Here is a 24,133-nt window from a genome sequence, read left to right as displayed (position 1 = left end):
CTACCGCTCGGCCTGGGCGGCGATCACCTCGCGGGCCAGTTGACGGTAGTTGCGGGCACCCGACGAGGCCGGGTCGAGCGTGGTGATCGGGGCCCCGGCGACGGTGGACTCGGGGAACTTGACGGTCTTGGTGATCACCGTCTGGTAGACCTTGTCACCGAACGCCTCCACCACCCGCTGGAGCACCTGCCGGCAGTGGGTGGTGCGGCTGTCGTACATGGTGGCGAGGATGCCCTCGAGCTCCAGGTCGAAGTTGAGCCGCTCGCGGACCTTGTCGATGGTGTCGAGCAGCAGGGCCACCCCGCGCAGGCTGAAGAACTCGCACTCCAGCGGGATGAGCACGCCGTGCGCCACGGTCAGCGCGTTGATCGCCAGCAGGCCCAGGGAGGGCTGGCAGTCGATCAGGATGTAGTCGTACTCCTTGCGGACCGACCGCAGCACGCGGGCCAGGGCCATCTCGCGGGCGACCTCGTTGACCAGCTGGATCTCGGCCGCGGAGAGGTCGATGTTGGCCGGCAGCAGGTGCAGCCCCGCCACGTCGGTCTTGATCAGGACGTCCTCGGCGGTGACGTCGTCCTGCATGAGCAGGTTGTAGACCGACAGGTCGAGGTTGTGCGGGTTGACGCCCAGCCCGACGGAGAGGGCGCCCTGCGGGTCGAAGTCGACCAGCAGCACCTTCCGGCCGTACTCGGCCAGTGCGGCGCCCAGGTTGATGGTCGTGGTGGTCTTGCCCACGCCACCCTTCTGGTTGGCCATCGCGATGATCCGGGCCGGGCCGTGCCGGTCGGTCGGCATCGGCTCGGGGATCGGCTTACGCATCGTGTATGCCGCCGGATCCGCCGGACCGAGATCCGCACCGAGCGTGGCCTGCTGCTCGCGGAGCTCCGACGTCCAGGTCTCGGCACGGTCACCGTTGCCAGCCATGTGCTCGTTGCCCCCTCCCGACGACCACCCGGCGTCGGAGCCGTCCGACGTCCTTCGCGGCGCCGCTGCGCACCCCGGTCCGCATCACCATCGCCCCAGGAGGTCCGCGCCGGTGCCGACTCTACGCCACCGCCCCGCGGGCCGGTCGCACCCGCTCGGCGTGTCGCCGCCCCCGCCGACCAGGCCAGCCACCGGCGGCGTCCACCACGCGCCGCCCCCGGCCGGCGGAAGGCCGCGCGTGCCGGCCGACGCTCACCCGGCGTACCGGCGGACCCGTGCCCGGACCGAGCCGGGCGGGGATCAGTCCCGCGCCCGGGGGTGGGCGGTGGCGTACACCTCACGCAGCCGCTCGACGGTGACCAGAGTGTAGACCTGGGTGGTGGTGACCGACGCGTGGCCGAGCAGTTCCTGCACCACCCGCACGTCCGCGCCGCCGTCGAGCAGGTGCGTGGCGTACGAGTGGCGCAGGGTGTGCGGGGAGACCGCCTCCGGCCCCTCCACGGGCAGCCCGGCCCGCTGGGCGGCGCGGCGCAGGATGGTCCAGGCGCCCTGCCGGGACAGCGCGCCGCCGCGGGCGTTGAGGAAGACCGCCGGGGTGCCCCGGCCGGCGGCGGCCAGGGCGGGCCGGGCCCGCACCAGCCAGGCCCGCACCGCCTCGACCGCGTACCCGCCGATGGGAACCAGCCGGGTGCGGCCGCCCTTGCCGCGCAGCAGCGCGGTGCCCTCGTCGACGTCCAGGTCGTCCACGGCGGCGCCGACCGCCTCGGAGATCCGCGCCCCGGTGCCGTACAGGAACTCCAGCAGCGCCCGGTCGCGCAGCGCGAGCGGTGCCCCCTCCCCGGCGGCGGTCACCGCGCCGGCGGTCTCCAGCAGCCGCACCACGGCGTCGACCGGCAGCGCGCGGGGCAGCCGGCGCGGCGGCGTGGGTGGGCGGACGTCCCGGCTCGGGTCGGCGCCGGCCAGCCCCTCGCGCAGCGCGAACCGGTGCAGGCCGCGCACCGCGCTGGCGGCCCGCGCGGCGGAGGAGACCGCGAGCGGCGGATGCTCCCCGTCGCCGGCGCGCAGTCGGGCCAGGTGCCCCTCGACCTGCCCCGGGCCGACGGTGGCCAGGTCCGCCACGCCGGCCGCCGCCAGGGTGGCCAGGTAGCGCTCCAGGTCCCGCCGGTACGACGAGAGCGTGTTCGCCGACAGTCCCCGCTCGACGGTGAGGTGGTCGAGGTAGCCGCGCACGGCACGACGCAGGGCCGGCGCGGGCTCCGGGCCCGCGCCGGCCCCGTCCACTGTGCCGGTCAGTCCGCCACCCCTCAGGCCAGCGCGTCGGCCAACGCGAGGGCCGGCATGCCGTGCGCCTCGGCAACCGGGCCGTAGGTGACCTGGCCGTCGTGGGTGTTCAGGCCCAGCGCCAGCGCCGGGTCGCGGCGCAGCGCCTCGCGCCAGCCGTGGTTGGCCAGTTCCAGCGCGTACGGCAGGGTGACGTTGGTGAGCGCGTAGGTGCTGGTGTGCGGCACCGCGCCCGGCATGTTCGCCACGCAGTAGAAGATCGAGTCGTGCACCTGGTAGGTCGGCTCGGCGTGCGTGGTGGGGCGCGAGTCCTCGAAGCAGCCGCCCTGGTCGATGGAGATGTCGACCAGCACGCTGCCCGGCTTCATCCGGGAGACCAGCTCGTTGGAGATCAGGGTCGGGGCCTTCGCGCCGGGCACCAGGACCGCGCCGATGACCAGGTCCGCGTCCAGCACGGCCCGCTCGATCTCGTACGCGTTGGAGGCCACCGTCTGGAGGTGACCGCGGTAGATGGCGTCGGCCTGCCGCAGCCGCGCCACGTTCTTGTCCAGCAGCAGCACCTCGGCCTGCAGGCCCAGCGCGATCGCGGCGGCGTTCATGCCGGAGACGCCGGCGCCGATGACGACGGTCTTCGCGGCGTACACGCCGGAGACGCCGCCCATCAGGATGCCGCGCCCGCCGCCCTGCCGCTGCAGGTGGTACGCGCCCACCTGCGGGGCGAGCCGGCCGGCCACCTCGGACATCGGGGCGAGCAGCGGCAGCGACCGGTCGGGCAGCTCGACGGTCTCGTACGCGATGCCGGTGACCTTGCGGTCGACGAGCGCGTCGGTGCACGCCTTCGAGGCGGCCAGGTGCAGGTAGGTGAAGAGCACCTGCCCGGCACGCATCCGGTGGTACTCCTCGGCGATCGGCTCCTTGACCTTGAGCACCAGCTCGGCGGTCTCCCACACCTCGTCGGCGGTCGCCAGGATCTTGGCCCCGGCGGCGGCGAACTCGTCGTCGCCGATGCTGGATCCGACTCCGGCGCCGGACTCGACGAAGACCTGGTGACCGCTGCGGACGAACTCGTTGACGCCCGCCGGCGTGATCGCCACGCGGTACTCGTGGTTCTTGACCTCGCGGGGGATTCCGACCTTCACGATGCAGACACCTCTCTTCGGGGCTGCGCTCCCCCGACTGCGCGGTGCCACGGAGGCCCCTTTGCCACCGCGGTCCACCGGTCCCGCCGGCGGCAGTCTAGGCGCGGGACCGCTCCCGATGAGGCAGCACAGTGACATCCGGTGGCCGCACCCGCTGACGATGTGTCAGGCATGAAAGGGGCCGGCGGTGGGACCCGTACCTCAGCCGTCAGGACAGTGTTGTCCATCATCGTCCCACTCTTCGGGTCCCGCTGCGGACAGGAGGCGAGTCGATCACTAGGGTGACGCCTCATGACCACACCTCCTTACCAGCCCGGCTACCCGTCGGGTGTCTCCGACAAGAGCAAGGTCGTCGCGGGCGTCCTGCAGATCGTGCTCGGCACCTTCGGCGTCGGCCGCTTCTACATGGGCGACACCAAGACCGGCGTCATCCAGCTCATCGTCTCCCTGGTGACCTGCGGCATCGGTGGCATCTGGGGCCTCATCGACGGCGTCCTGATCCTGATCAACGGTGGCGTCGACGGGCAGGGCCGGCCGCTGCGCGACTGACCAGGTCCGCAACAACGAAAGGGGCCGTGCGGCGTACCGCACGGCCCCTTCGCGTTCCCCGGCTCAGCCCGGCAGCGGCGCGTCGGCCCGGCGCAGCACCGCCCAGCCGGTGTCGCGGGCCCGGACGGCGGCGAGCAGTCCGGCCACACAGGAGGCGTTGGTGATCTCGCCCGCGAGGACCATGCGGACCGCCTCGTCCAGGTCGACGCGCAGGACCTGGAGGTCGGCCTCCTCGTCGCGGCGCTCGTGGCGCTGCTCCGCCGGCACGGCGGTCAGGTCGCGGGCCAGGAAGACCCGGACCAGTTCGTTGGTGAAGCCCGGCGAGCTGTGCAGGTCCACCAGGACGTCGACCCGCCCGGCGGTCAGGTCGACCTCCTCGGCCAGCTCCCGGACCGCGGCGGCGGCGAGGTCCTCGCCGGAGACGTCGGTCAGCCCCGCGGGCAGCTCCCACAGGTGCCGCCCGACCGCGTGCCGGTACTGGCGGATCAGCACCACCTGGCCGGCCGCGTCGAGCGCCACCACGGCGACCGCCCCGACGTGCCGCACGACGTCGCGCACGCCCGTCCCGCCGCCCGGCATGGTCACCTCTTCGCTGACCACGTCGAAGATCCGACCCCGGTAGCGCTCGGTACGCGAACGCACCTCGTAGCGGTGCGCCACGGCGCTCACGTCGCCGGTCGCCGGGACCGGCCCGCCGTGCTCGCCCGACGCCGACGCCACGCCGCCGTGGCCGGTGCTCGCCTCGCCGCGCCCGCTCACGAGGCCGACGTCGCCTTCGCGGCGGCGCCGTTGCGGGCGGCGTTCTTCGCCGCGGTGCCCTCGTCCAGCTTCGCCGCGCTCTCGGCCGCGTCCAGGTCGACCGGGAGCTGGTCGGCCTCCGAGTAGGCCACCGCCGCCTTCACGAACGAGGCGAAGAGTGGGTGCGGACGGGTCGGGCGGCTCTTCAGCTCCGGGTGCGCCTGGGTGGCGACGAAGAACGGGTGCAGGCCCCGGTCCAGCTCGATGAACTCGACCAGCCGCCCGTCGGGCGAGGTGCCGGAGATGTGCAGACCCGCCTTGGTCAGCGCGTCGCGGTAGGCGTTGTTCACCTCGTACCGGTGCCGGTGCCGCTCGCTGACCTCGGTGCTGCCGTACGCCTCGGCGACCAGCGAGCCCTCGGTGAGCGCCGCCGGGTACGCCCCCAGCCGCATGGTGCCGCCCAGGTCGCCCCTGCCGGCGACGATGTCCTCCTGGTCGGCCATCGTGGCGATGACCGGGTGCGCCGCCTCCTCGTCGAACTCCAGCGAGTTGGCGCCCTCCAGGCCGGCGAGGTGCCGCGCCACGTCGATGGTCATGCACTGCAGGCCGAGGCAGAGGCCGAGCAGCGGGATGCCGTTCTCGCGGGCGTAGCGGGCGGTGCCGATCTTGCCCTCGATGCCACGCACCCCGAAGCCGCCCGGGATGACGATGCCGTCGACGCCGGCCAGGGCGGCCGCCGCGCCGGACGCGGTGACGCAGTCGTCGCTGGGCACCCAGCGCAGCTGCACCCGGGCCCGGTGGCCGAAGCCGGCCGCCCGGATCGCCTCGCTGACCGACAGGTACGCGTCGGGCAGGTCGACGTACTTGCCGACCACGGCGACGGTGACGGTGTGCCGGGGCTGGTGCACCCGGTCCAGCAGGTCGTCCCAGCTGACCCAGTCGACGTCACGGAAGGAGAGGCCGAGCCGGCGCACCACGTACGCGTCGAGGCCCTCGCGGTGCAGCACCTTGGGGATGTCGTAGATGCTCGGCGCGTCCGGGGCGGCGGTGACGGCCTCGCGGTCGACGTCGCAGTAGAGCGACAGCTTCTGCTTGACCTTGTCGGGGATCTCCCGGTCGCAGCGCAGCACCAGCGCGTCGGGCTGGATGCCGATGCTGCGCAGCTGGGCCACGGAGTGCTGGGTCGGCTTGGTCTTCAGCTCGCCCGAGGGCGCCAGGTAGGGCACCAGCGAGACGTGCAGGTAGAAGCAGTTGTCGCGGCCCAGGTCGTGGCGGACCTGACGGATCGCCTCCAGGAACGGCAGCGACTCGATGTCGCCGACGGTGCCGCCGACCTCGGTGATCACCACGTCCGGCACCTGGCCGTCCTCGTCCGGGTCGGCCATCGCCAGGATCCGCGACTTGATCTCGTTGGTGATGTGCGGGATGACCTGGACGGTGTCGCCCAGGTACTCGCCGCGCCGCTCCTTGGCGATCACCTCCGAGTAGATCTGGCCGGTGGTCACGTTCGCCTTGCCGGAGAGTGCCCGGTCCAGGAACCGCTCGTAGTGCCCGACGTCGAGGTCGGTCTCGGCGCCGTCCTCCGTGACGAAGACCTCGCCGTGCTGGAACGGGTTCATCGTCCCCGGGTCGACGTTGAGGTAGGGGTCGAGCTTCTGCATGACCACGCGCAGGCCGCGCGCGGTGAGCAGGTTGCCGAGGCTGGAGGCGGTGAGGCCCTTACCCAGCGAGGAGGCGACTCCCCCGGTGACGAAAATGTGCCTGGTCGTCCGTGCTGAAGGGGCCAAGGCCTGCTCCCGTGTCGTCCGTCGCGGTCGTGCAGACCGCCGTGCCGATCAGCCAAGTGATCACGCGATCCACGGGATTCCACGGTAACACCTCTCCCGGCCCGCCCGCTGGGCGCACCCGGACCGGGCGGCGGGCGGGCCGGGTGCGCCTCAGGAGGCGGTGACCTCGCTCGATGACCGGGCGACCGGTGCGCGCTGCCCGACGTCGGAGCCCGCCGTCGGGCCCTGCGCCCCGCCCGCCGGTCCCGGGGAGCGCGGGGCCGGGGGCGTCGGCGCCACGGCCGCTCCCCCGCCCGGATCCGACGTACGGGCGGTGCCCGTCCCCGCGCCGGTCGGCGCCGGCCGGTCCGGGCCGTCGTCGTCGTCCGGACCGTCGCCGTCCGGGCCGCCGCCGGTGTCACCGCCCGATCCGCCGCCCGACCCACCGGGTCCCTCGTCGCGCTGGCGACCCGCGTCGGGCTGCGTACGGTCGGTGGAGTGGTCGAGCACCCGCAGCGCGGCCAGCGCCGCCATCGGCACCACGACGGCGGCGGCCGCGCCGGCGACGTCCAGGGCGTCGCCGGCCAGCACCCCGCCGATCACGGCGGCGACGGCGGTGCCGGCCATCGCCGCCCGCATCGCCGGGTAGATGCCGAACAGCCGTTTCAGCCCGCCCCACGGTTGGAGCAGGGCGAACCAGACCAGCAGAGCACCGGCCAGGGCCAGCACGGTCAGCGGGCTGTTGACCAGGGTCTCGAAGTTCGCCGTACTGGAACGGTGCACGGTGAGCCCACCGGTGCCGTCGCCGACGGCGGCCAGGAACCGGCCGAGGCTGCCCCGCTCGGCGGCGGGCCGGCGCAGGTCGAGCACCGCGAAGCCGATGGTCAGCGCCAGCCCCGCCATGGTGGCCCAGGCCAGCCGGCTGATCGTCAGCCAGCCGCCGGCGCTGATCGCCGCGGCGACGCTCAGGCCGGCGGTCAGCGCGATCGCACCGATCGGATCCGCCCCCAGGTACGGGCTGCCGACGACCAGCACGGCGGCGCCGCCGACGGCCACCATCACGGGCGGCCGCCAGGACCGACGGACCCGCTGGGCCAGCCAGCCCGCGCTCAGCAGGGCGCCGGCCGTGAACACGCCGAGCCCGACGGTGCCCAGTCCGGCGTACCGGCCGCCCTCCAGGGCGGAGTAGCCGACCACCCCGTTGAGCTGGAGGCGGGCGCCGGTGAGCACGTCCATGCCCACGGTCAGCGTGGTCAGGCCGGCCACCGCCCCGAGCGGCCCGAGGGTGCCCGCGTGCCCCGGCGCGAGCCGGACCACGGCGGTCGCGGCGACCAGCAGCAGCACGGTCACCCCGGCGAAGTACACGCCGGCGTGTTCCCCGCGCCACCAGGGCACGACGTCGGCGAGCAGGGCGGCCGGCACGGCGAGGGCCGCCGCGATCAGCAGCAGCTCCACCACCGCCACCACCCGCGGCGAGACCGGCTCCGGGCCGTACGGGCCGGCGTGCCGGCGGGCCCGGCGCAGCAGCGGCAGCACCGCCACGGCCAGCAGCACCTGGGCGCCGGCCAGCAGGGTGAAGAACCCGTCCGCCACCCGACGCTGGGCGGCCGCCTCCCGGTCGGCGTCGGCGGGCTCGGCGATCGCGGCGGCGAGGTCCGCCGGCCGCCCGCCGACCGACTCGGCCGGCCGGCCGAGGAAGAGCCGCTGCGGCATCGGCCGGCCCAGCGCGGTGAGCGCGGTCGGCGCGAGGTCGACCAGTTGCAGGTAGCCCTCGCGTCCCGTACTGGCGGAGGTGAGCCAGCCGCGCTCCCAGCCCGGCCCGTCGGCGACGGCGACGTGCAGCCGCGACGGGGCGTCGGTGTCGGACACCCCCGCGACGAGCACCAGCGAGCGGGGCGGCCGGGCGGCCAGCACCCGGGCCAGGCGGGCGTCGGCCTCCCGCGCGGCCGAGGCGCGGGCGGCCTTGTCCTCGCCGGCCACCGTGCCGAGGTCGACGATGCTCAGTACGCAGGAGCCGAGCAGGTCCATCGGGTCCGCGGGCAGCGCCGACGCGTACCGGTCGACGCGGCCGAACGGCCGGGCGGCGGCCACGGCCGCGCCGGGCCCGACCGCCACCGAGCAGCGCACCGACTCCGAGAGCGCGCCGGGCACCGCGCCCCAGGGCAGCCGCTCCTGGTTGTGCAGGACGACGCTCTCCTGGTCGGGCAGGTTCGCGCCGATGCCGTCGGGCTGCTCGATTGTCACCTGGGCTGGCGGGCAGCCCCCGACCTGCCGGCTGCCGTTCCAGGCGGCGTAGCTGCCGGCGCCGAGGGTCAGCCAGCCGTCGACGGGGCAGGTCGGCCGGTGCGCGGACCGCACCGACAGGGAGCCGATGGAGCCGTCCTGGGCCATCCGCCACAACGTCGGCGTGGTCTGCGGGTCGACGTCCTCCCAGCGCAGCCCGGCGACTCCCGCCAGCACGACGAAGTCGGCGGTGCGCCCCGGGGCCTCCCGGTCGGGACGCACGGTCAGCGCGGTGATGCCCAGCACCACCACGACGAGGGTGAGCAGGATCGGGGCGATTCTGCGCCACATCACCGGTGTCCCGTCGACGGGGCGTCGGCGCCCGGGGTCGTCGGCCCGGCGGCGTGCGGGGCCAGCTCGGCGTAGAGCGCCGCCAGTTGGGCCAGGGTGTCCGCCTCGCTGGGCCAGGTCGCGGCCCGCTCGGCGCCGCGCCGCGCCAGCTCGGCCCGCCGGGCCTCGTCGTCGAGCAGGTCACGCACGGCCGCGTCGACGGCGTCCACGTCCCCGGGCGGCACCAGCACCGCGGCGTCGCCGACCAGCTCCGGCAGGCCGCCGACCGCGGTCGCCACCAGCGGTACGCCGGCCCGCATCGCCTCCTGCGCGAAGAGCTGGCGGGCTTCCCAGTCGCTGGTCACCACCGCCAGGTCGGCCCCGGCGAGCAGGTCACCCACGTCGGTGCGGTGCCCGAGCAGGGTCACCGGGGCCCGGGCGGCGGAGATCCGGGCGGCCAGCGGCAGGTAGGCGGGGCCGCTGCCGGCGATCACCACGACCGGCGCCGGGGTCCGCGTACGCCACCGGCCGGCCGCGTCGATGAGCACGTCGTAGCGCTTCTGGGGGTGCAGCCGGCCGACGGAGAGGATCAGCGGCCGGTCCTGGCCGACGCCGAACTCGGCGCGGACGGCGGCCCGGCGGCGGCGCGGCGCGGGCAGTGCCGGCGCGGCGACCGGGGCGAGCCGGGCGTCCGTCGCGCCCAGCGCGGCGGCCCGCTCGACGAGGTCGGCGGAGGCCCCGAGCGCCACCCGGGCGCCTCGGGCCACCACCCGCTCGACGAGGCGCGACACGCCGCCCCGCAGGCCACCGGCGAGTACCGCGTTGTGCCAGGTCACCACGAGCGGGGCGGCCGGCCGGGCCAGGACGGCGACCAGCCCGGCCCGCAGGCCGTGGGCGTGCAGCACGTCGACCTGCTCGGCGGCGAGCGCCCGGCGCAGCGCGCCGACCGCCCGGGCGTCCGCCGGCGTGGGGCTGGCCGGGATCTCGACCGGCAGGAAGCGGGCGCCGGTGGCCGTGAAGTCGAACTGCTCCTGCGTCGCGGCGGGCCCGCAGACCAGCACGGAGGCGCCCGCGTCGGTCAGGCCCCGCGCCAGCGAGCGGACGTGCTGCCCGACGCCGCCGGTGCTGGAGGCGAGCAGCAGGGCCACCGTGCCGTGCCAGGAGGGAACCGGTGCCGGTGTCGTCACCGCGACCACCCCCGCTTTCCGGTCGCCGTCGGTCGGTCACCCGTCCTGCACCCGCTCACCGGGACACCGTCTCCTTCCCGCCACCCCGTTCCGGGGGGATGTCGCCCTCGCCCGTCTCCTCGGCGGGGGCCGTCGGCCCGCGCCGGCCCGCCCTGCCTAGGCGCCGGAGCACCCCGGCGAGCAGCGGCGTCACGTCCCGCCGGTCGACCAGCCAGACGACGGCGAGGAAAACGACGCCGACCAGAACTCCGGACAGCATGCCCTGCACGAGTGCGCCCGGTGTCGTCGGGGTGCCGCCGCCGACCGTGTCGAGCCAGCGCGCCAGAGCCGTTCCGGCGAGCGCGGCCAGGGCGCCGGCGAGGAGTCCGGCGGCGCCGGCGCGGGCCGCCCCGGAGAGCGCGGGCCGTCCCGCAGAGCGCCGCACCGCGAGGAGCAGCAGGCCGCCGAGCAGCACCATCCCGACCGAGTTGGCCAGCGCGACCGCGAGCACCCGGTCCCGCAGCGGCAGCACCGCGGCCAGCAGCAGGGCGGTGGCCGGCACCGTCAGGAAGCCGGCGGCGATGGCGACGGTCGCCGCCCGGGTCTCCCCCCGGGCGTAGAGGGCCCGGCTCAGCAGCGCGTAGAGCCCGTAGCCGAGCAGGCCCGGCGCGAACCCGGCGATCGCCGCGGCGGCCGTGCTCGCCGGGGCCGGCGCGAAGAAGAGGTGGCCGACGGGGACGGCCGTGCCCACCAGCGCAGCGGCCCCCAGGCAACTGAACAGCAGCACGCCGCGTACGGCCGGCGCCAGGGTGGCGCGGTAGCCGTCCTCGTCGCCCGTCGCCTGGGCCGCCGCCAGCGCCGGGTACGCGGCGACCGCCAGCGGCACCGCCAGCACCGCCCAGGGCAGCAGGTACAGCGTCTGGGCCAGCTGGTAGACGCCCGGGTTCGCCGCCGCGCCGTAGGTGACCTGGTTGAGGCTCACCATCAGGGCGACCTGCTGGGCCGTGACGGCCACGGCGCCGGCCGCCACCAGCCCGCCCACCCGGGCTCGGGCGTCGGCCGGGAAGCCGAACCCGGGTCGGACCCGCAGCCTCAGCCGGCGGACGGGAACCAGCAGCGACAGGGAGAGCACGACGACGCCCAGCGTGGTGCCGGCGGAGAGCAGCAGTTCGTTGCCGGGGCTCACGTCGGCGACGGTGGCCAGCGGCCCCTCGAGGGCGGTGAAGCCCAGGTAGACCACGATGACGGTGAGGCTGGACAGCAGCGGAGCGAGCACCGGCCAGGCGAACCGTCGGTGCGCCTGGAGCACCCCGGTCAGCACGATGCCCACCCCGTACAGCGGCAACTGCGGGGCGAAGACCCGCAGCATCCGCTCGCCGCTGGCCTGCTGGGCGGCGGTCAGCCCTTCGCCGAGCAGCGCGACCGCCGGCCCGGCGAGCAGCCCCACCAGCACGGCCAGGGGCACCAGGAGGCTCACCGTCCAGGTGAGCAGCGCGCCGGTGGTCCGGGCCACCGCCGCCCGGTCCCCCGCCGCGACCGGCCCGGCGAGCAGCGGTACGACCAGGCTCGCCAACGCGCCACCGGCCACGATCTCGAAGATGAAGTTCGGCACCGCGTTCGCCACCACGTAGGTGCCGCCGAGGTCGGTCGGCGCCAACGTCCAGGTGAAGACGGCGGTACGGCCGAAGCCGGCGAGCCGGCTGAGGACGGTGAGGACGGCGATGAGCGCGGCGGCGCCGGCGACGCGGCCGGCGCCGGCGAGGGGTGCCCGGGTCGTCACGTCAGTCGGCGCGCCGGCCCAGTGCGTCGAGCTCCCGCAGCCCGGGGGTGCGCTGGATGACCTGGGTGAAGCTGACCTTCTCGCTGGCCGCGGTGAGACCGGCGAGCACGGTGAGCAGCCCGGCCCGCCCGAGCGGCCCGGTACGCGCGGCCAGCGCCACGCCGAGCAGTGCGCCGAGCGCGTTCGCGCCGCTGTCGCCGAGCATCACGTCCTCGCCGAGGTCGGCGGGGAGCAGCCCGGCGGCGGCGCCGACGGCACCGGCGGCGATCCCGCCGTGCGGGCCGCCGGCCAGCGGGGCGCCGAGCAGGAGGCCGGACTTCAGCGCCCGGCCGGGACGCAGGTCGAGCAGGTTGAGCAGGTTCGCGGTGCCGGCGATGACCCCGGCGCCCAGCAGCACGTCGACGCCCCGGCCCAGCGGGCCCTGCCGCTGGCGACGCCGGTGTCCGGCGACCCGGGGATCGGCGGCGAGCAGCGCGGCGGCGCCGAGCCCGGCCGCGCCCACCCCGACGACCTTGACCAGTCCGGCGGTGACCCGGCCCTCGCGCAGCGCCGCCAGGTGCCCGGCGAAGCCCTTGGCCGCCTTCTGCTCCGGCCGGGCGCCGACCACGTCGTCGTAGAGCCCGACGGCCCCCGCACCCACCCCGGCGACCAGGGCCGCGGCTCCCGACGGGCCGCTGGAGGCGCCGAACGCGCTCGCCCCGGCCGCGCCGGCCGCGAGGGCGGGACCGGCGGCCAGGGTCACCGTACGGCCGCGGAAGTTGGTCCGCTCCAGCGCCGGCCCGGCCGGTGAGGTGCACACCTCGCGCAGGGCGTAGCGGGCGGCGGCGGCACCCGCGCCGGCGATCAGCAGTCGACCGAGCAGGCTCACTCGTCCCCCTCCCGCCGTGCGTCGGCGAGGCTGGATCCGGACACCGGGGTACGTCGTCGCATCACTGGGGCAGTCTAGGCAGCAAAGTGGCGTTGTCGGCGACGCCGTACTGACCGGCCTTCTTCTCGGTGACCTGTTGCACCAACGCGAGGGCGGTGACCAGCTGGCCCTGGTTGGTGTTGGCGTTGTCGACGGTGGAGATGGTCTGCACGAGCACCGGGTCGCTCCGGACGGCGGCCACCAGGTTGCCCCCGGCCGAGCCGTTGCCGGCGACGACGAGCGTTCCGGCCTGGTCGAACTGCTCGGCGACCTTCAGCACCGACTCGTCCTTCTTCGCCGAGTCCTTGTCGACGTACGGCTGCCCGCTGACCACGACGACGGCCTCCGCCGCCGCGGTGATCCGGTCCCCCTGGGTGGTCAGGTAGTTGGCGTTGGTGTACGCGGCCAGCACCGCCCGCCGGTCGGCCTCGCTGACCGGGGTCGCGCCGGGCGCCCGGTCGAGCAGCACGCTGGCGAGCAGGGCGGTCGAGGTTTCGACCCCGTGCCCGTTGCCGGGCAGCCCGGCCGTCGGGGCGCTGGTGGGGCGAGCCGCGTCGACGGCCAGCTCCAGCAGGTTGTTGTTGTTGTCCGGGTTGATGAACTTGTCCTGAAGGTCGATGCGGCCGGTCACCTGTGCCCCGGCGAGCTGGAGCATCTTGACCACGCCCTCGGTGTGGTCGCGCCCGGTGGGCAGGCTGAACACCAGCACCCGCTTGCCGGTCAGCTTGCCCGGCAGGACGACCTCCGCGATCTGGGCCGCGAACTCCTCCTCGAGTTCCAGCTCCTTCTCCATGTTCTGGACCGCCTGGCGCATCAACTGGTTGTCCTTGCGCAGCCCGTTGACGTTCTCCTTCAGCGAGTCGGCCACCGGGCCGTTGAGGGCGGCGGTGCCGACCACCAGCCCGATCGCCAGCGCGAGGAAGACAGCGGTCAGGGACACCACGTGGTACCGGAAGTTGATCACACCTGTCGCCTCTTGATCGGTGGGACGCTAGAAAAGCTGTTCGAGCTGGAACACGAAATTGTTCCACCACTCGGAGACCACGCCCAAATACGCCTTGCCGACGGTGGAGACCGCCACCGCCGACGCCATCGCCGCGATCGCGGAGAGCACCAGCAGCAGCAGCGACGACCCGGAGATGCTCTGCCGGTAGAGCCGGCTCACGCCCTTGGCGTCGACCAGCTTGCCGCCGACCTTCAGCCGGGTCAGGAACGTGGAGGCCATTCCGCCCCGGCCCTTGTCGAGGAACTCGACCAGGGTGGCGTGCGTGCCGACGGCGACCAGCAGCGAGGCTCCCTTCTCGTCGGCCAGCAGCATGGCCAGGTCCTCGCTGGTCGCCGCCGCCGGGAAGGTCACCGCCGGGACGCCGAGGCCGTTGACCCGGGCCAGGCCGGGGGCCCGGCCGTCCGGGTAGGCGTGCACGATCACCTCGGCGCCGCAGCGCAGCACGTCGTCGGTGACCGAGTCCATGTCGCCGATGATCATGTCGGGCGTGTAGCCGGCCTCCACCAGCGCGTCCGCGCCGCCGTCCACGCCGATCAGCACGGGCTTGAACTCGCGGATGTAGGGGCGCAGCACGTCCAGGTCGGCCTTGTAGTCGTAGCCGCGCACCACGATCAGGCAGTGCCGCCCCTGGATCTCGGTCTGGATCTCCGGCACGCCGACCCCGTCGAGGAGCAGGTCGCGCTCCTGGCGGAGGTAGTCCATCGTGTTGGCGGCGAACGCCTCCAACTGGACCGAGAGCCCCTCCCGGGCGTCGGCCATCGACTTGGCCACCGTGTCGGCGTCCTGGAGGCTGCCGTGCGCCACCGGCTCGTCGCCGACGAAGACGGTGTTGCCCTCGATGCGGACGGTGTCGCCTTCGCGGATCCGCTCGAAGATCCCCTCGCCCAGGTCGTCCAGGAGGGGGATGCCGGCGGCGACCAGCACCTCGGGCCCGAGGTTCGGATAGCGGCCGGACACCGACGGCTTCGCGTTGAGCACGGCGCCGACACCGACGGCGACGAGCGAGTCGGCGGCCACACGGTCGAGGTCGACGTGGTCGATGACCGCGATGTCACCAGGGCGCAGCCGGCCGACCAGGCGCTTTGTCCGGCGGTCGAGGCGCGCGGTGCCGAGGATCCTGCCCGGTTCCGTGTTCCGGGTCCGGCGCAACGTGGGTAGACGCATCGTGACCATCCTGGCATGTGAGGCAGGCAATTCTGTCGCGACATGCCTGAGCAGGGCCGCCTACCCAGGGAAACACACTACCGCGTGGGCCGGTGTGCCTGTGCTCACAATCGCCGGCCTCACGCACGCCTTTCCCGGGCCGCCACCGCCAGCAGCTCCTCGGCGTGCGCGATACCCAGGTCGGAGTCGGGCAGACCGGCGAGCATCCGGGCCAGCTCCCGGGCGCGCTCGGTGTCCTCCACCACCCGCACCCCGCTCGTGGTGACCGCCCCACCCGTGTCCTTCGCCACCACCAGGTGCCGGTCGGCGAACGCGGCCACCTGCGGCAGGTGGGTGACGACGAGCACCTGGTGGCTGCGGGCCAGCCGGGCCAGCCGCCGGCCGATCTCCACCGCGGCCTGACCGCCGACCCCGGCGTCGACCTCGTCGAAGACCAGCGTGGGCGGCCCGCCCGAGCCGGCGAAGACAACCTCGATGGCGAGCATCACCCGCGACAGCTCACCGCCGGAGGCACCCCGCTGCAACGGCAGCGAGGGCGCACCCGGGTGGGCCAGCAGGCGCAGCTCGACCTCGTCGCCGCCGTCCGGCCCGACGCCGACCTCGACGCCGTTGACCGGCAGGGCCGGCTCGGTGCGGCCGGCCGCGCGGGGCAGCACCGCCACCTCGATCCGGGCGTGCGGCATCGCCAGCCCGGCCAGCTCGACGGTGACCTGCTCCGCGAAGCGGCTCGCCGCCTCCCGCCGTGACGTCGACACCCGGCCGGCCAGGTCGGCCACCTCGGCGGCCAGCCGCGCCGCCTCCCGGTCCAGCTCGTCGAGGAGGTCGTCGGAGGTGTCCAGGTCGGACAGCCGGGTGCGGGCGTGCTCGGCCCAGGCGATCACCCCGTCGACGTCGTCGGCGTACTTGCGGGTGAGCGCGCGCAGCGCCGCCCGCCGCTCGTAGACGGTCTGCAACCGGGCCGGGTCGGCGTCGAGCGCGGCGAGGTAGGCCGACAGCTCGGCCGAGACGTCCGTGACGAGGGTCGCCGCCTCCTCCAGCCGCGCCGCCAGCTCGCCCAGTGCCGGGTCGGTGCCGGCCTGCGCCTCCAGGGTGCGACGGGCGGTGCCGAGCAGCGCCGTCGCGTCCGGCGTCTCGTCGGCCGCCTCCACGCCGCCGGCCACGCACTGGTGGGCCACCTGCGCCGCCGTGCGCAGCCCCTCGGCGTGCTCCAGCCGCTGCGCCTCCGCCTTCAGCTCGTCGTCCTCACCGGGCTGCGGGTCGACCCGGGTGATCTCGTCGAGGCCGAGCCGCAGCAGGTCGGCCTCCTGGTTGCGCTCGCGGGCGTTGCGCCGCCGGTCGGCCAGGTCGTCGACCACCGCGCGCCAACGGGCGTACGCCTCGCGCAGCGCGTCGAGCAGCTTCTCGTGCTCCGGGCCGGCGAACCGGTCCAGCGCGGCCCGCTGCTCGGCCGGCCGCAACAGCCGCAACTGGTCGGACTGGCCGTGCACGGCCACCGCCTGCTCGCCCACCTCGCCCAGCATCGACACCGGCATGCTCCGCCCGCCCAGGTGCGCCCGGGAGCGGCCCTCCACGGTGACGGTACGGCTCAGCAGCACCGAGCCGTCGTCGTCGGGCTCGCCGCCAGCGTCGCTGATGCGCGCGTGCACGGAGGCGGCGACGCGGCCCGCGAGCCGTAGCCGGCCCTCGACCACCGCCCGGCCCGGCTGGGCGCGGACCCGCCCGGCGTCGGCACGCCCACCGAAGAGCAGCCCGAGGCCGGTGACCACCATGGTCTTGCCCGCACCGGTCTCGCCGGTGATGACGTTCATGCCGCCGGTCAACGGCAGCGTGGTGTCCTCGATGACGCCCAGTCCGGTGATGCGCAGCTCTTCCAGCACAGCAACCGACAGTAGACGCGGCCCCCGACACTTGACCAGCCGGCGTGGTCGCTGCGGCGCGTCCGCCCGCCGACACCACCACCAGGCGGCCTCGGTGCCGCCGATGGGCGCCGGTCCGGCCGGCGGGTCAGCGACGGTTGCCGCGCCAGCCGTGCACGGGCAGGTCGAACTTCGCCACCAGCCGGTCGGTGAACGGGCGGTCCCGTAGCCGTACGACGCGCACCGGCAGCGCGCCCCGGCGCACGGTGACCCGCGCCCCGGGCGGCAGATCGTAGACCCGCCGGCCGTCGCAGGAGAGCACCGCGAGGGTCGTGAACGGGTCGACGGTGATGACGAACGTGGACGTGGGCGCGGTGACCAGCGGACGGCTGAACAGCGCGTGCGCGCTGATCGGCACCAGCAGCAGGGCCTCCACCTCCGGCCAGACCACCGGCCCGCCGCCGGAGAACGCGTACGCCGTCGAGCCGGTGGGGGTCGCGCAGACCACGCCGTCGCAGCCGTACCGCGACAGCGGGCGACCGTCCACGTCGACCATCAGCTCCAGCATCTGGGCGCGCTCGCCCTTCTCGACGCTGATCTCGTTGAGCGCCCAGGACTCGATGGTCGGACCACCGTCGAACTCGGCGGTCACGTCGAGGGTGAGCCGCTCGTCGACGGTGTAGTTGCGCTCGACGACGTCACGTACCGCGCTGTCCAGGTCGTCGATCTCGGCCTCGGCGAGGAAGCCGACCTTGCCGAGGTTGATGCCGATCAGCGGCACCTTCGCCGGACGGGCCAGCTCCGCCGCGCGCAGGAAGGTGCCGTCCCCGCCGAGCGCGAAGACGATCTCGGCGCCCTCGGCCGCCTCCAGGCCGGCCATCGGGACCGCTCCGGGCAGGTCGAGGTCGTCGGCCTCCTCCGCCACGACCCGCACCTCGAAGCCGGCCGAGATGAGGTCGGCGGCGACGGCACGGGCGTGCTCGGTGCTGCGCCGGCGACCGGTGTGCGTCACCAGCAGGGCCGTGCGGCTCACCGGGACGGCCGTCCCGTCGCGCCCGCGCGGCACGCGCACGGCACGCCCGCGAGCGCGGGGCTCGCCAGCTCACTCACCCGGCCACCTCCTCCGTCGCCGCGTCCGGCAGGTCGCCGGACGACACCGGGCCGCCCGGCCCGGCGGCCACCACGGCGCGTACCCGCTCCGGGTCGGCCGGCGGTGCGCCCCGGCGTAACCATACGAAGAACTCCACGTTGCCGCTCGGCCCCGGCAGCGGGCTCGCGGCCACGTCGGCGAGGCCGAGGTCGAGGCGGGCCGCCGCGGCGGCCACGTCGAGCACGGCCTCCGCCCGCAGCGACGGATCGCGGACCACCCCGCCGGCACCGACCCGCTCCTTGCCGACCTCGAACTGCGGCTTCACCATGAGTGCCAGGTCACCTTCGGGCCGGGTGCAGCCGGCCAGCGCCGGCAGGACCAGCCGCAGCGAGATGAACGACAGGTCGGCGACCGTGAGGTCGACCGGGCCGTCGATGGTCTCCGGCGTGAGCGTACGGACGTTGGTGCGTTCGAAGACCCGCACCCGGGGGTCGTTGCGCAGCGGCCACGCGAGTTGCCCGTAGCCGACGTCGACGGCCACCACCTCCGCCGCGTCGGCGCGCAGCAGCACGTCGGTGAAGCCGCCGGTGGACGCGCCCGCGTCGAGGCACCGACGGCCGGCGACGGTCAACCCGCCGGGGGCGAAGGCGGCCAGCGCGCCGGCCAGCTTGTGCCCGCCCCGGGAGACGTACTCCGAGGCGGGGTCCTCGCCGGTGACCAGGAGCGGATCGGCGGGATCGACCATCGCGGCGGGCTTGCGGGCCGGTACGCCGCGCAGTTGTACCCGGCCGGCCTCCACCAGCGCGGCGGCCTGTTCCCGGGATCGGGCCAGGCCGCGGCGGACGAGTTCGGCATCCAGCCGGTTACGACGTGCCATGCGTGGTTCTTCTCCGGTCGGTCAGGCCTGGTCGATGGTGGCCAGCGTTTCCCGCAGCGTCTCGTACGCCGCCTCGTACTGCGCGATCTGGTCGGCCGGGGCGAGGGTCGCGGCGTTGGCCATGGCCCGCACGGCCACCTCCACCGCGGGATGCCGGTCGTCCTCGCCGAGGTCCTCGACGGGCCCGGACCCGGGCGGCGGAGCCGGACGGGCACTGGGCGGCGGCCCGGGCCGGAAGCCGCCGGGGCCGGAGCCCGACGGACCGGGGCGGGGGCCGGGCGGCGGGCCCGGTCGGAACGGGCCGCTCACGACCCGCTCCCCGCCGGGACCAGGCCGGTCACGCCTCGCCCTCCGAGGGCCGGTTACGGCCCGGTGCCTTCTTCGCCGGCCGCACCGGCTCCGCGGGGCCCTCGGCCGGGGCGACGGCCGACGGAGTCCGCTTGGCGACCGCCTTCTTGGCCACCGCCTTCTTCGCGACGGCCTTCTTGGCGACGGCCTTCTTCGCCACGGCCGACCCGACCACCGGGGCGGGGGGCGCCGAGCTGGGTACGGCCGGCTCGGCGGCCCCCGGAGCGCCCGGCCGCTCGGTGTCGACGGTCGACGGGGCGCCGGTGCCGGCCGGCGCGGGCGGCGGGGTCCCGAGGGGCGCCTTGGCGTCCCGGAGTTCGCGCTCCAGCTCGTGCACCCGTCGGGTCAGCTCGGCGACCTCGTCGGCGGTGGCGAGCCCCACCGCGCCGAGGGCGCGGTCGACCTCGAACCGCACCAGCTTGGCCAGCGCCTCACGGTTGGCCGCGCTGGTGGAGACCAGTTCCTCGGCGAGCGTCTGCAGTTGGGCGGCGGTCGCCCCGCCCGAGCCGACGACCCGGCGAACCGCGTCCTGGGCCTTCTTCCGGGGCGCCTCCGTCAGGCCCATGGCCAACTCGAGGTAGGCGCGCCACGCGTCCTGCATGCCTGGTTCCTTCCACGGGGCGGGGGTGTGCAGGTGCCACGCTACCGGGCACCTCGTGACGCCCCGTGGGGTACGGTGCCGGAGGACGGCGTGGCGAGCGGTGAGGGGGCGATCGTGGCCAGCGTAGACGAATGCCGGCAGGCGTTGCGGGATCTTGCCACCCGGCTGGACCGCAACGCGGAGACGGTACGGGAGAAGGTCGACTTCGACCGTACGCTGGCCTGCCGGATCACCGACCTGGAGACCGCCTTCCACGGCCGGCTCTCCGGCGGTCGCCTGGTCGACCTGGCCGACGGCGACGACCCGAAGGCCAAGATCGCGCTGAGCACCAGCAGCGACGACCTGCTCGCACTGGTCCGCGGCGACCTCGACGTCACCCGCGCGGTCACGTCCCGGCGGGTGTCGATCAAGGCGAACCCGCTCGACCTGATGAAGCTGCGCAAGCTGCTCTGAGGGCGGTGCCGGTCGCCGTCAGCCGGACAGGCCGAGTTCGGCCAGTGCCTTCTCCGCCTCGGCCGACCCGGGACGGATCGGCGCCGGCCGCACCGACCAGGCGACCGCGCAGAGCGCCGCCAGGGCGTCCAGCGGCCGACCGGCCCCGGACAGCTCCAACATGTCGTCCCGCGCGGTCACCGACCATCCGCCGTCGTCCGCCGTGCCCGGGACCCGCACGACGGCCGCGGGGTCGAAGAGCCCCGCCAGGTCCATCGCGACGTACGTGGGCCTGCGGGGCGGCGGGGCGGCGAGCAACTCGGCCGCGTCGCTCACGCCGGTGAGCACCAGCAGGCTGTCCAGGCCGGCCCGCCGAGCGCCCTCGATGTCGGTGTCCAGCCGGTCGCCCACCAGCAGCGTCCGGCCCTCGCCGGCGCGGTGGGCCGCCGTGGCGAACAGTGCCGGTTCGGGTTTGCCGACGACCACGTCGGGATCCCGGCCGAGCGCGGTACGCAGCACGGCCACCAGGGCACCGTTGCCCGGCAGCGGTCCCCGGCCGCTGGGCAGGGCCGGGTCCGTGTTGGTCGCGACCCAGGTCGCGCCGCCGCGTACGGCCACCGAGGCCTCGGCCAGGTCCGCCCAGCACACCTGCGGGCCGAACCCCTGCACGACCGCGAGCGGCGCGTCGTCGGCCCGGGACACCGGGGTGAGCCCCACGGCGCGCACCTCCGCCCGCAGCGCCTCGGTGCCCACGACCAGCACCGCGGCGCCGGCGGGAAGCCGGTCGCGAAGCAGTTCGGCGGCGGCCGCCGCAGAGGTGAGCACCTCTTCCGGCCGGGCGGGCACGCCCATCCCGGTGAGCAGGTCGGCCACCTCACTGGAGCGACGCGAGGCGTTGTTGGTCGCGTACGCCACCGACCGGCCCTCGGCGTGCAGCCGGCCGACCGCCTCGACCGCGCCGGGGACCGGCCGGTCGATCAGGTAGATCACGCCATCCAGGTCGAAGACGACCAGGGCGTACCCGTCGACCAGCCGTTCCCCGGCACCCGTCGTCATCGCTGTGCGGTGTCCGTACCGCCGGTGGCGGTGGACTCGACATCACCGGCGGCGGCAACGGAGTCGCCGCCGGTCGGCCGGACAGCGTCGTCGCCGGTCAGCTCGTCGTCCGTCGCGTCGCCGGCCAGCTCGTCGTCCGCCGGCGCGGTCGCGACGGCCTCGTCCCGCCCCTCGTCGCGGGTCCCCGACCCGTCGCGCCGCTCGTCGGCCGGCTCCGGGTCGTCCCCGGCGTCGTCGTCGACATCCCCGTCGCCGCCGAGGTCCGCGTCCGGTCGGGCCGGCACCGCACCCGGGGCGCCGGGGCCGGAGGCGACCGCCTCGGCGTCCTCCTCGTCCTCCTCGTCGCCCTCGATCACCACACCGTCGAGCTCCAGCAGCCGCTCGGCGGCGTCGGTCTCGCCCTCGGTGTCGACGTCGGCCGCCCGGGAGAACCACTCGCGGGCCTCGTCGCGCCGATCGACCGCGAGCAGCGCGTCGGCGTACGCGTAGCGCAGCCGCGCCGTCCACGACTCAGCCGTCTCACTCGTCAGGTCGGGGACCTGGAGCATGGCCACGGCCGCGTCCTTCTGGCCCAGGTCGCCGCGCGCTCCGGCCGCCACGATCAGCAGCTCCGTCGCCACGGCCCGGTCCAGCTTCTCCCGGTCCGCGCCACGGAACAGGTCGATCGCCCGCTCCGGCCGGCCCAGCGCCCGCTCGCAGTCCGCGAGCACCGCCAGGTGGCTCTGCAAGCCGCTCATCCGGTGGTACGTGCGCAGCTCCGCGATCGCGGTCTGCCACTCCCCCGCGTGGTACGCGGCCAGGCCGACCGCCTCGCGGACGGCAGCGATCCGCGACGCCAGCCGACGGGCAGCCAGCGCGTGCGCCAGCGCCTCGGCCGGGTCGTCGTCGATCAGCTGCCCCGTCGCCACCAGGTGCCGGGCAACCGTCTCGGCGACCGGCTTCGCCAGCGAGAGCAGCTCGGCCCGGACGTCCTTGTCGAGGTCGGTCGCGACGATCTCGTCGGGCAGCGCGGGGGCCGCCGTACGCTCCCCCTCCGCCTCCGGACGCTCGCGCCGCTCGTCGCGACGGTCCCCGCCACGGTAGCCACCCTCGCGTCGGTCGCCCTGGCGCTCGCCGCCCCGGTAACCGCCGTCGCGATCGCCGCCCCGGTAACCACGCTCGCGGTCACCACCGCGGAACCCGCCGGCACGGTCGCCGCCCTCACGACGGTCACCACCGCGGTACCCGCCCTCGCGCTCACCGCCACGGAAGCCACCTGCGCGGTCGCCGCCCTCACGACGGTCACCACCGCGGAAACCACCGGGGCGCTCGTCGCCGTCCCGACGGAAACCACCCTCGCGGCGATCCCCGCCACGGAAACCACCCTCACGCGGCGGACCCGAACGGAAACCACCCTCACGACGGTCACCGCCACGGAAGCCACCTTCACGGTCACCGCCACGGAAACCGCCGGGACGGTCGCCGCCCTCACGTCGATCGCCACCGCGGTAGCCACCCTCGCGGTCACCACCGCGGAAACCGCCGGGACGGTCGCCGCCCTCACGGCGATCGCCACCGCGGTAGCCACCCTCGCGCTCACCGCCACGGAAGCCACCTGCGCGGTCGCCGCCCTCACGACGGTCACCACCACGGAAACCGCCTTCGCGGTCACCACCGCGGAAGCCGCCGGGACGGTCACCGCCCTCACGGCGATCCCCGCCACGGAAACCACCCTCACGCGGCGGACCCGAACGGAAACCACCCTCACGACGGTCACCACCACGGAAACCGCCTTCGCGGTCACCACCGCGGAAGCCGCCGGGACGGTCACCGCCCTCACGGCGATCCCCGCCACGGTAGCCACCCTCGCGGTCACCGCTGCGGAACCCGCCAGCGCGGTCGCCGCCACGGAAGCCACCGGGACGGTCGCCGCCCTCACGGCGATCGCCGCCGCGGAAACCACCGGGGCGCTCGTCGCCGTCCCGACGGAAACCACCCTCACGACGATCCCCGCCACGGAAACCGCCTTCGCGGTCACCACCGCGGAAGCCGCCGGGACGGTCACCGCCCTCACGGCGATCCCCGCCACGGTAGCCGCCCTCGCGGTCACCACCACGGAAGCCACCTGCGCGGTCGCCGCCCTCACGGCGGTCGCCACCACGGAAGCCACCGGGACGGTCACCGCCCTCACGGCGATCCCCGCCACGGAAACCACCCTCACGCGGCGGACCCGAACGGAAACCACCCTCACGACGGTCACCACCACGGAAACCGCCCTCGCGGTCACCACCACGGAAGCCACCTGCGCGGTCGCCGCCCTCACGACGGTCACCGCCGCGGAAACCACCGGGGCGCTCGTCGCCGTCCCGACGGAGACCACCCTCACGACGATCCCCGCCACGGAAACCGCCCTCGCGGTCACCACCACGGAAACCACCGGGACGGTCGCCGGCGTCCCGACGGTAGGCACCGCCACGAGAGTCGCCATCACGCGGACCAGACCGGAAGCCGCCCTCGCGGCGGTCGCCGCCGCGGAAGTCGCCGTCACGGGAAGCAGACCGGAACCCGCCTTCACGGCGGTCGCCGCCGCGGGAGTCGCCGTCACGGCGGCTGCCGCCGGCGTATCCACCGCGCTGGCCGCCCCGGTCCTCCCGGTACGGGGGCCGGTCGTCGCGGCGCGGAGATCCCTCACGCCCACCCGAGCGGTCTTCGTAGCGACGCGGACGGTCTCCGCCCTGCGGTCCTGAACTCACAGGTACATCCTTCCTGATTGCGCCACCCACGACGCTACGCAGTCGAGGGCCGACCCGGATGGGGCGGCCCTCGACTGGAAGATTGTCCGGCGGTGTCCTACTCTCCCACACCCTCCCGAGTGCAGTACCATCGGCGCTGGAGGGCTTAGCTTCCGGGTTCGGAATGTA

21 protein-coding genes are annotated in these 24,133 nt (G+C 75.1%); 3 read left to right on the top strand and 18 right to left on the bottom strand.

Going from position 1 to position 24,133, the window contains the following annotated elements:
• From ACGFIR_RS31035 to ald, 3 genes are all read right to left on the bottom strand, one after another.
• On the bottom strand, positions 1-924 hold the full coding sequence (locus ACGFIR_RS31035) for a ParA family protein (RefSeq protein WP_121397670.1): 924 nt from the start codon (positions 922-924) through the stop codon (positions 1-3).
• Between the two features lie 300 nt (positions 925-1,224).
• A complete protein-coding gene (locus ACGFIR_RS31030) occupies positions 1,225-2,217 on the bottom strand; it encodes a site-specific tyrosine recombinase XerD (protein WP_393008711.1) in 993 nt (330 codons plus the stop codon).
• Positions 2,218-2,228: 11 nt separating this feature from the next.
• On the bottom strand, positions 2,229-3,344 hold the full coding sequence (ald, locus tag ACGFIR_RS31025; protein ID WP_393008676.1) for an alanine dehydrogenase: 1,116 nt from the start codon (positions 3,342-3,344) through the stop codon (positions 2,229-2,231).
• A 291-nt stretch (positions 3,345-3,635) separates the two neighbouring features.
• On the opposite strand from ald, the gene ACGFIR_RS31020 reads away from it, so the two are divergent.
• Positions 3,636-3,893 carry a TM2 domain-containing protein gene (locus tag ACGFIR_RS31020; protein ID WP_393008674.1) on the top strand — a complete coding sequence of 86 codons (258 nt, stop codon included), beginning with the start codon at positions 3,636-3,638 and terminating at the stop codon, positions 3,891-3,893.
• A 63-nt stretch (positions 3,894-3,956) separates the two neighbouring features.
• Here the strand turns inward: ACGFIR_RS31020 and ACGFIR_RS31015 are convergent, their stop codons facing one another.
• From ACGFIR_RS31015 to ACGFIR_RS30955, 13 genes are all read right to left on the bottom strand, one after another.
• Positions 3,957-4,562 (bottom strand): NUDIX domain-containing protein, encoded by a 606-nt coding sequence (locus ACGFIR_RS31015; RefSeq protein WP_393008709.1) that lies wholly within the window; start codon positions 4,560-4,562, stop codon positions 3,957-3,959.
• An 86-nt stretch (positions 4,563-4,648) separates the two neighbouring features.
• On the bottom strand, positions 4,649-6,418 hold the full coding sequence (locus ACGFIR_RS31010; protein ID WP_393008672.1) for a CTP synthase: 1,770 nt from the start codon (positions 6,416-6,418) through the stop codon (positions 4,649-4,651).
• A 150-nt stretch (positions 6,419-6,568) separates the two neighbouring features.
• Positions 6,569-8,971, bottom strand: coding sequence for a hypothetical protein (locus ACGFIR_RS31005; protein WP_393148900.1), 2,403 nt, complete (start codon positions 8,969-8,971; stop codon positions 6,569-6,571).
• Positions 8,971-10,137, bottom strand: a complete 1,167-nt coding sequence (locus ACGFIR_RS31000; protein WP_393008668.1) for a glycosyltransferase family 4 protein — start codon at positions 10,135-10,137, stop codon at positions 8,971-8,973. Before ACGFIR_RS31000 ends, ACGFIR_RS31005 begins: the two co-directional genes overlap by 1 nt.
• A gap of 55 nt (positions 10,138-10,192) precedes the next feature.
• A complete protein-coding gene (gene murJ, locus ACGFIR_RS30995) occupies positions 10,193-11,896 on the bottom strand; it encodes a murein biosynthesis integral membrane protein MurJ (RefSeq protein WP_393148898.1) in 1,704 nt (567 codons plus the stop codon).
• A gap of 1 nt (position 11,897) precedes the next feature.
• Entirely contained in the window at positions 11,898-12,764 is an 867-nt protein-coding gene (locus ACGFIR_RS30990) for a hypothetical protein (RefSeq protein WP_393148896.1), read from the bottom strand.
• Between the two features lie 61 nt (positions 12,765-12,825).
• Positions 12,826-13,767: a copper transporter gene (locus ACGFIR_RS30985; RefSeq protein ID WP_393008663.1), complete on the bottom strand. Its 942-nt coding sequence runs from the start codon at positions 13,765-13,767 to the stop codon at positions 12,826-12,828.
• A gap of 27 nt (positions 13,768-13,794) precedes the next feature.
• Positions 13,795-14,973: a putative cytokinetic ring protein SteA gene (gene steA, locus ACGFIR_RS30980; protein WP_393148894.1), complete on the bottom strand. Its 1,179-nt coding sequence runs from the start codon at positions 14,971-14,973 to the stop codon at positions 13,795-13,797.
• Positions 14,974-15,092: 119 nt separating this feature from the next.
• Positions 15,093-16,850 (bottom strand): DNA repair protein RecN, encoded by a 1,758-nt coding sequence (gene recN, locus ACGFIR_RS30975; protein ID WP_393008659.1) that lies wholly within the window; start codon positions 16,848-16,850, stop codon positions 15,093-15,095.
• A gap of 127 nt (positions 16,851-16,977) precedes the next feature.
• Entirely contained in the window at positions 16,978-17,862 is an 885-nt protein-coding gene (locus tag ACGFIR_RS30970; protein ID WP_393008657.1) for an NAD kinase, read from the bottom strand.
• A gap of 73 nt (positions 17,863-17,935) precedes the next feature.
• Positions 17,936-18,796: a TlyA family RNA methyltransferase gene (locus tag ACGFIR_RS30965; protein ID WP_393008655.1), complete on the bottom strand. Its 861-nt coding sequence runs from the start codon at positions 18,794-18,796 to the stop codon at positions 17,936-17,938.
• A 21-nt stretch (positions 18,797-18,817) separates the two neighbouring features.
• A complete protein-coding gene (locus ACGFIR_RS30960) occupies positions 18,818-19,105 on the bottom strand; it encodes a hypothetical protein (protein ID WP_393148892.1) in 288 nt (95 codons plus the stop codon).
• A gap of 28 nt (positions 19,106-19,133) precedes the next feature.
• Positions 19,134-19,745 carry a hypothetical protein gene (locus ACGFIR_RS30955; RefSeq protein WP_393148890.1) on the bottom strand — a complete coding sequence of 204 codons (612 nt, stop codon included), beginning with the start codon at positions 19,743-19,745 and terminating at the stop codon, positions 19,134-19,136.
• Between the two features lie 114 nt (positions 19,746-19,859).
• On the opposite strand from ACGFIR_RS30955, the gene ACGFIR_RS30950 reads away from it, so the two are divergent.
• Positions 19,860-20,198 carry an SCP2 sterol-binding domain-containing protein gene (locus ACGFIR_RS30950; protein WP_393008707.1) on the top strand — a complete coding sequence of 113 codons (339 nt, stop codon included), beginning with the start codon at positions 19,860-19,862 and terminating at the stop codon, positions 20,196-20,198.
• 18 nt (positions 20,199-20,216) lie between these two features.
• Here ACGFIR_RS30950 and ACGFIR_RS30945 read toward each other — a convergent pair whose 3' ends face one another.
• The gene (locus ACGFIR_RS30945) at positions 20,217-21,233 is read right to left on the bottom strand and encodes an HAD-IIA family hydrolase (RefSeq protein WP_393148888.1); all 1,017 of its coding nucleotides are present in this window, start codon (positions 21,231-21,233) and stop codon (positions 20,217-20,219) included.
• Positions 21,230-22,189, bottom strand: a complete 960-nt coding sequence (locus ACGFIR_RS30940; RefSeq protein WP_393148928.1) for a Replicase polyprotein 1ab — start codon at positions 22,187-22,189, stop codon at positions 21,230-21,232. Before ACGFIR_RS30940 ends, ACGFIR_RS30945 begins: the two co-directional genes overlap by 4 nt.
• Between ACGFIR_RS30940 and ACGFIR_RS30935 the strand changes: the two genes are divergently transcribed.
• Entirely contained in the window at positions 22,091-23,959 is a 1,869-nt protein-coding gene (locus ACGFIR_RS30935) for a hypothetical protein (protein WP_393148930.1), read from the top strand. The genes ACGFIR_RS30940 and ACGFIR_RS30935 overlap by 99 nt on opposite strands.
• Positions 23,960-24,133: the final 174 nt, after the last annotated feature.

The organism is Micromonospora sp. NPDC049051 (assembly GCF_043197575.1).
Taxonomy (GTDB): Bacteria; Actinomycetota; Actinomycetes; order Mycobacteriales; family Micromonosporaceae; genus Micromonospora.
The sequence above is the reverse complement of the archived record's forward strand: the minus strand, read 5'-3'. Positions and strand labels throughout refer to the sequence as shown.

Bases quoted from the DNA above. Each gene is read 5' to 3' on its own strand.
- ACGFIR_RS31035 (WP_121397670.1), bottom strand. From the start codon at position 924: ATGGCTGGCAACGGTGACCGTGCCGAGACCTGGACGTCGGAGCTCCGC.
- ACGFIR_RS31020 (WP_393008674.1), top strand. From the start codon at position 3,636: ATGACCACACCTCCTTACCAGCCCGGCTACCCGTCGGGTGTCTCCGAC.
- ACGFIR_RS31005 (WP_393148900.1), bottom strand. From the start codon at position 8,971: ATGTGGCGCAGAATCGCCCCGATCCTGCTCACCCTCGTCGTGGTGGTG.
- steA (WP_393148894.1), bottom strand. From the start codon at position 14,973: ATGCGTCTACCCACGTTGCGCCGGACCCGGAACACGGAACCGGGCAGG.
- ACGFIR_RS30965 (WP_393008655.1), bottom strand. From the start codon at position 18,796: ATGGCACGTCGTAACCGGCTGGATGCCGAACTCGTCCGCCGCGGCCTG.
- ACGFIR_RS30955 (WP_393148890.1), bottom strand. From the start codon at position 19,745: ATGCAGGACGCGTGGCGCGCCTACCTCGAGTTGGCCATGGGCCTGACG.
- ACGFIR_RS30945 (WP_393148888.1), bottom strand. From the start codon at position 21,233: ATGACGACGGGTGCCGGGGAACGGCTGGTCGACGGGTACGCCCTGGTC.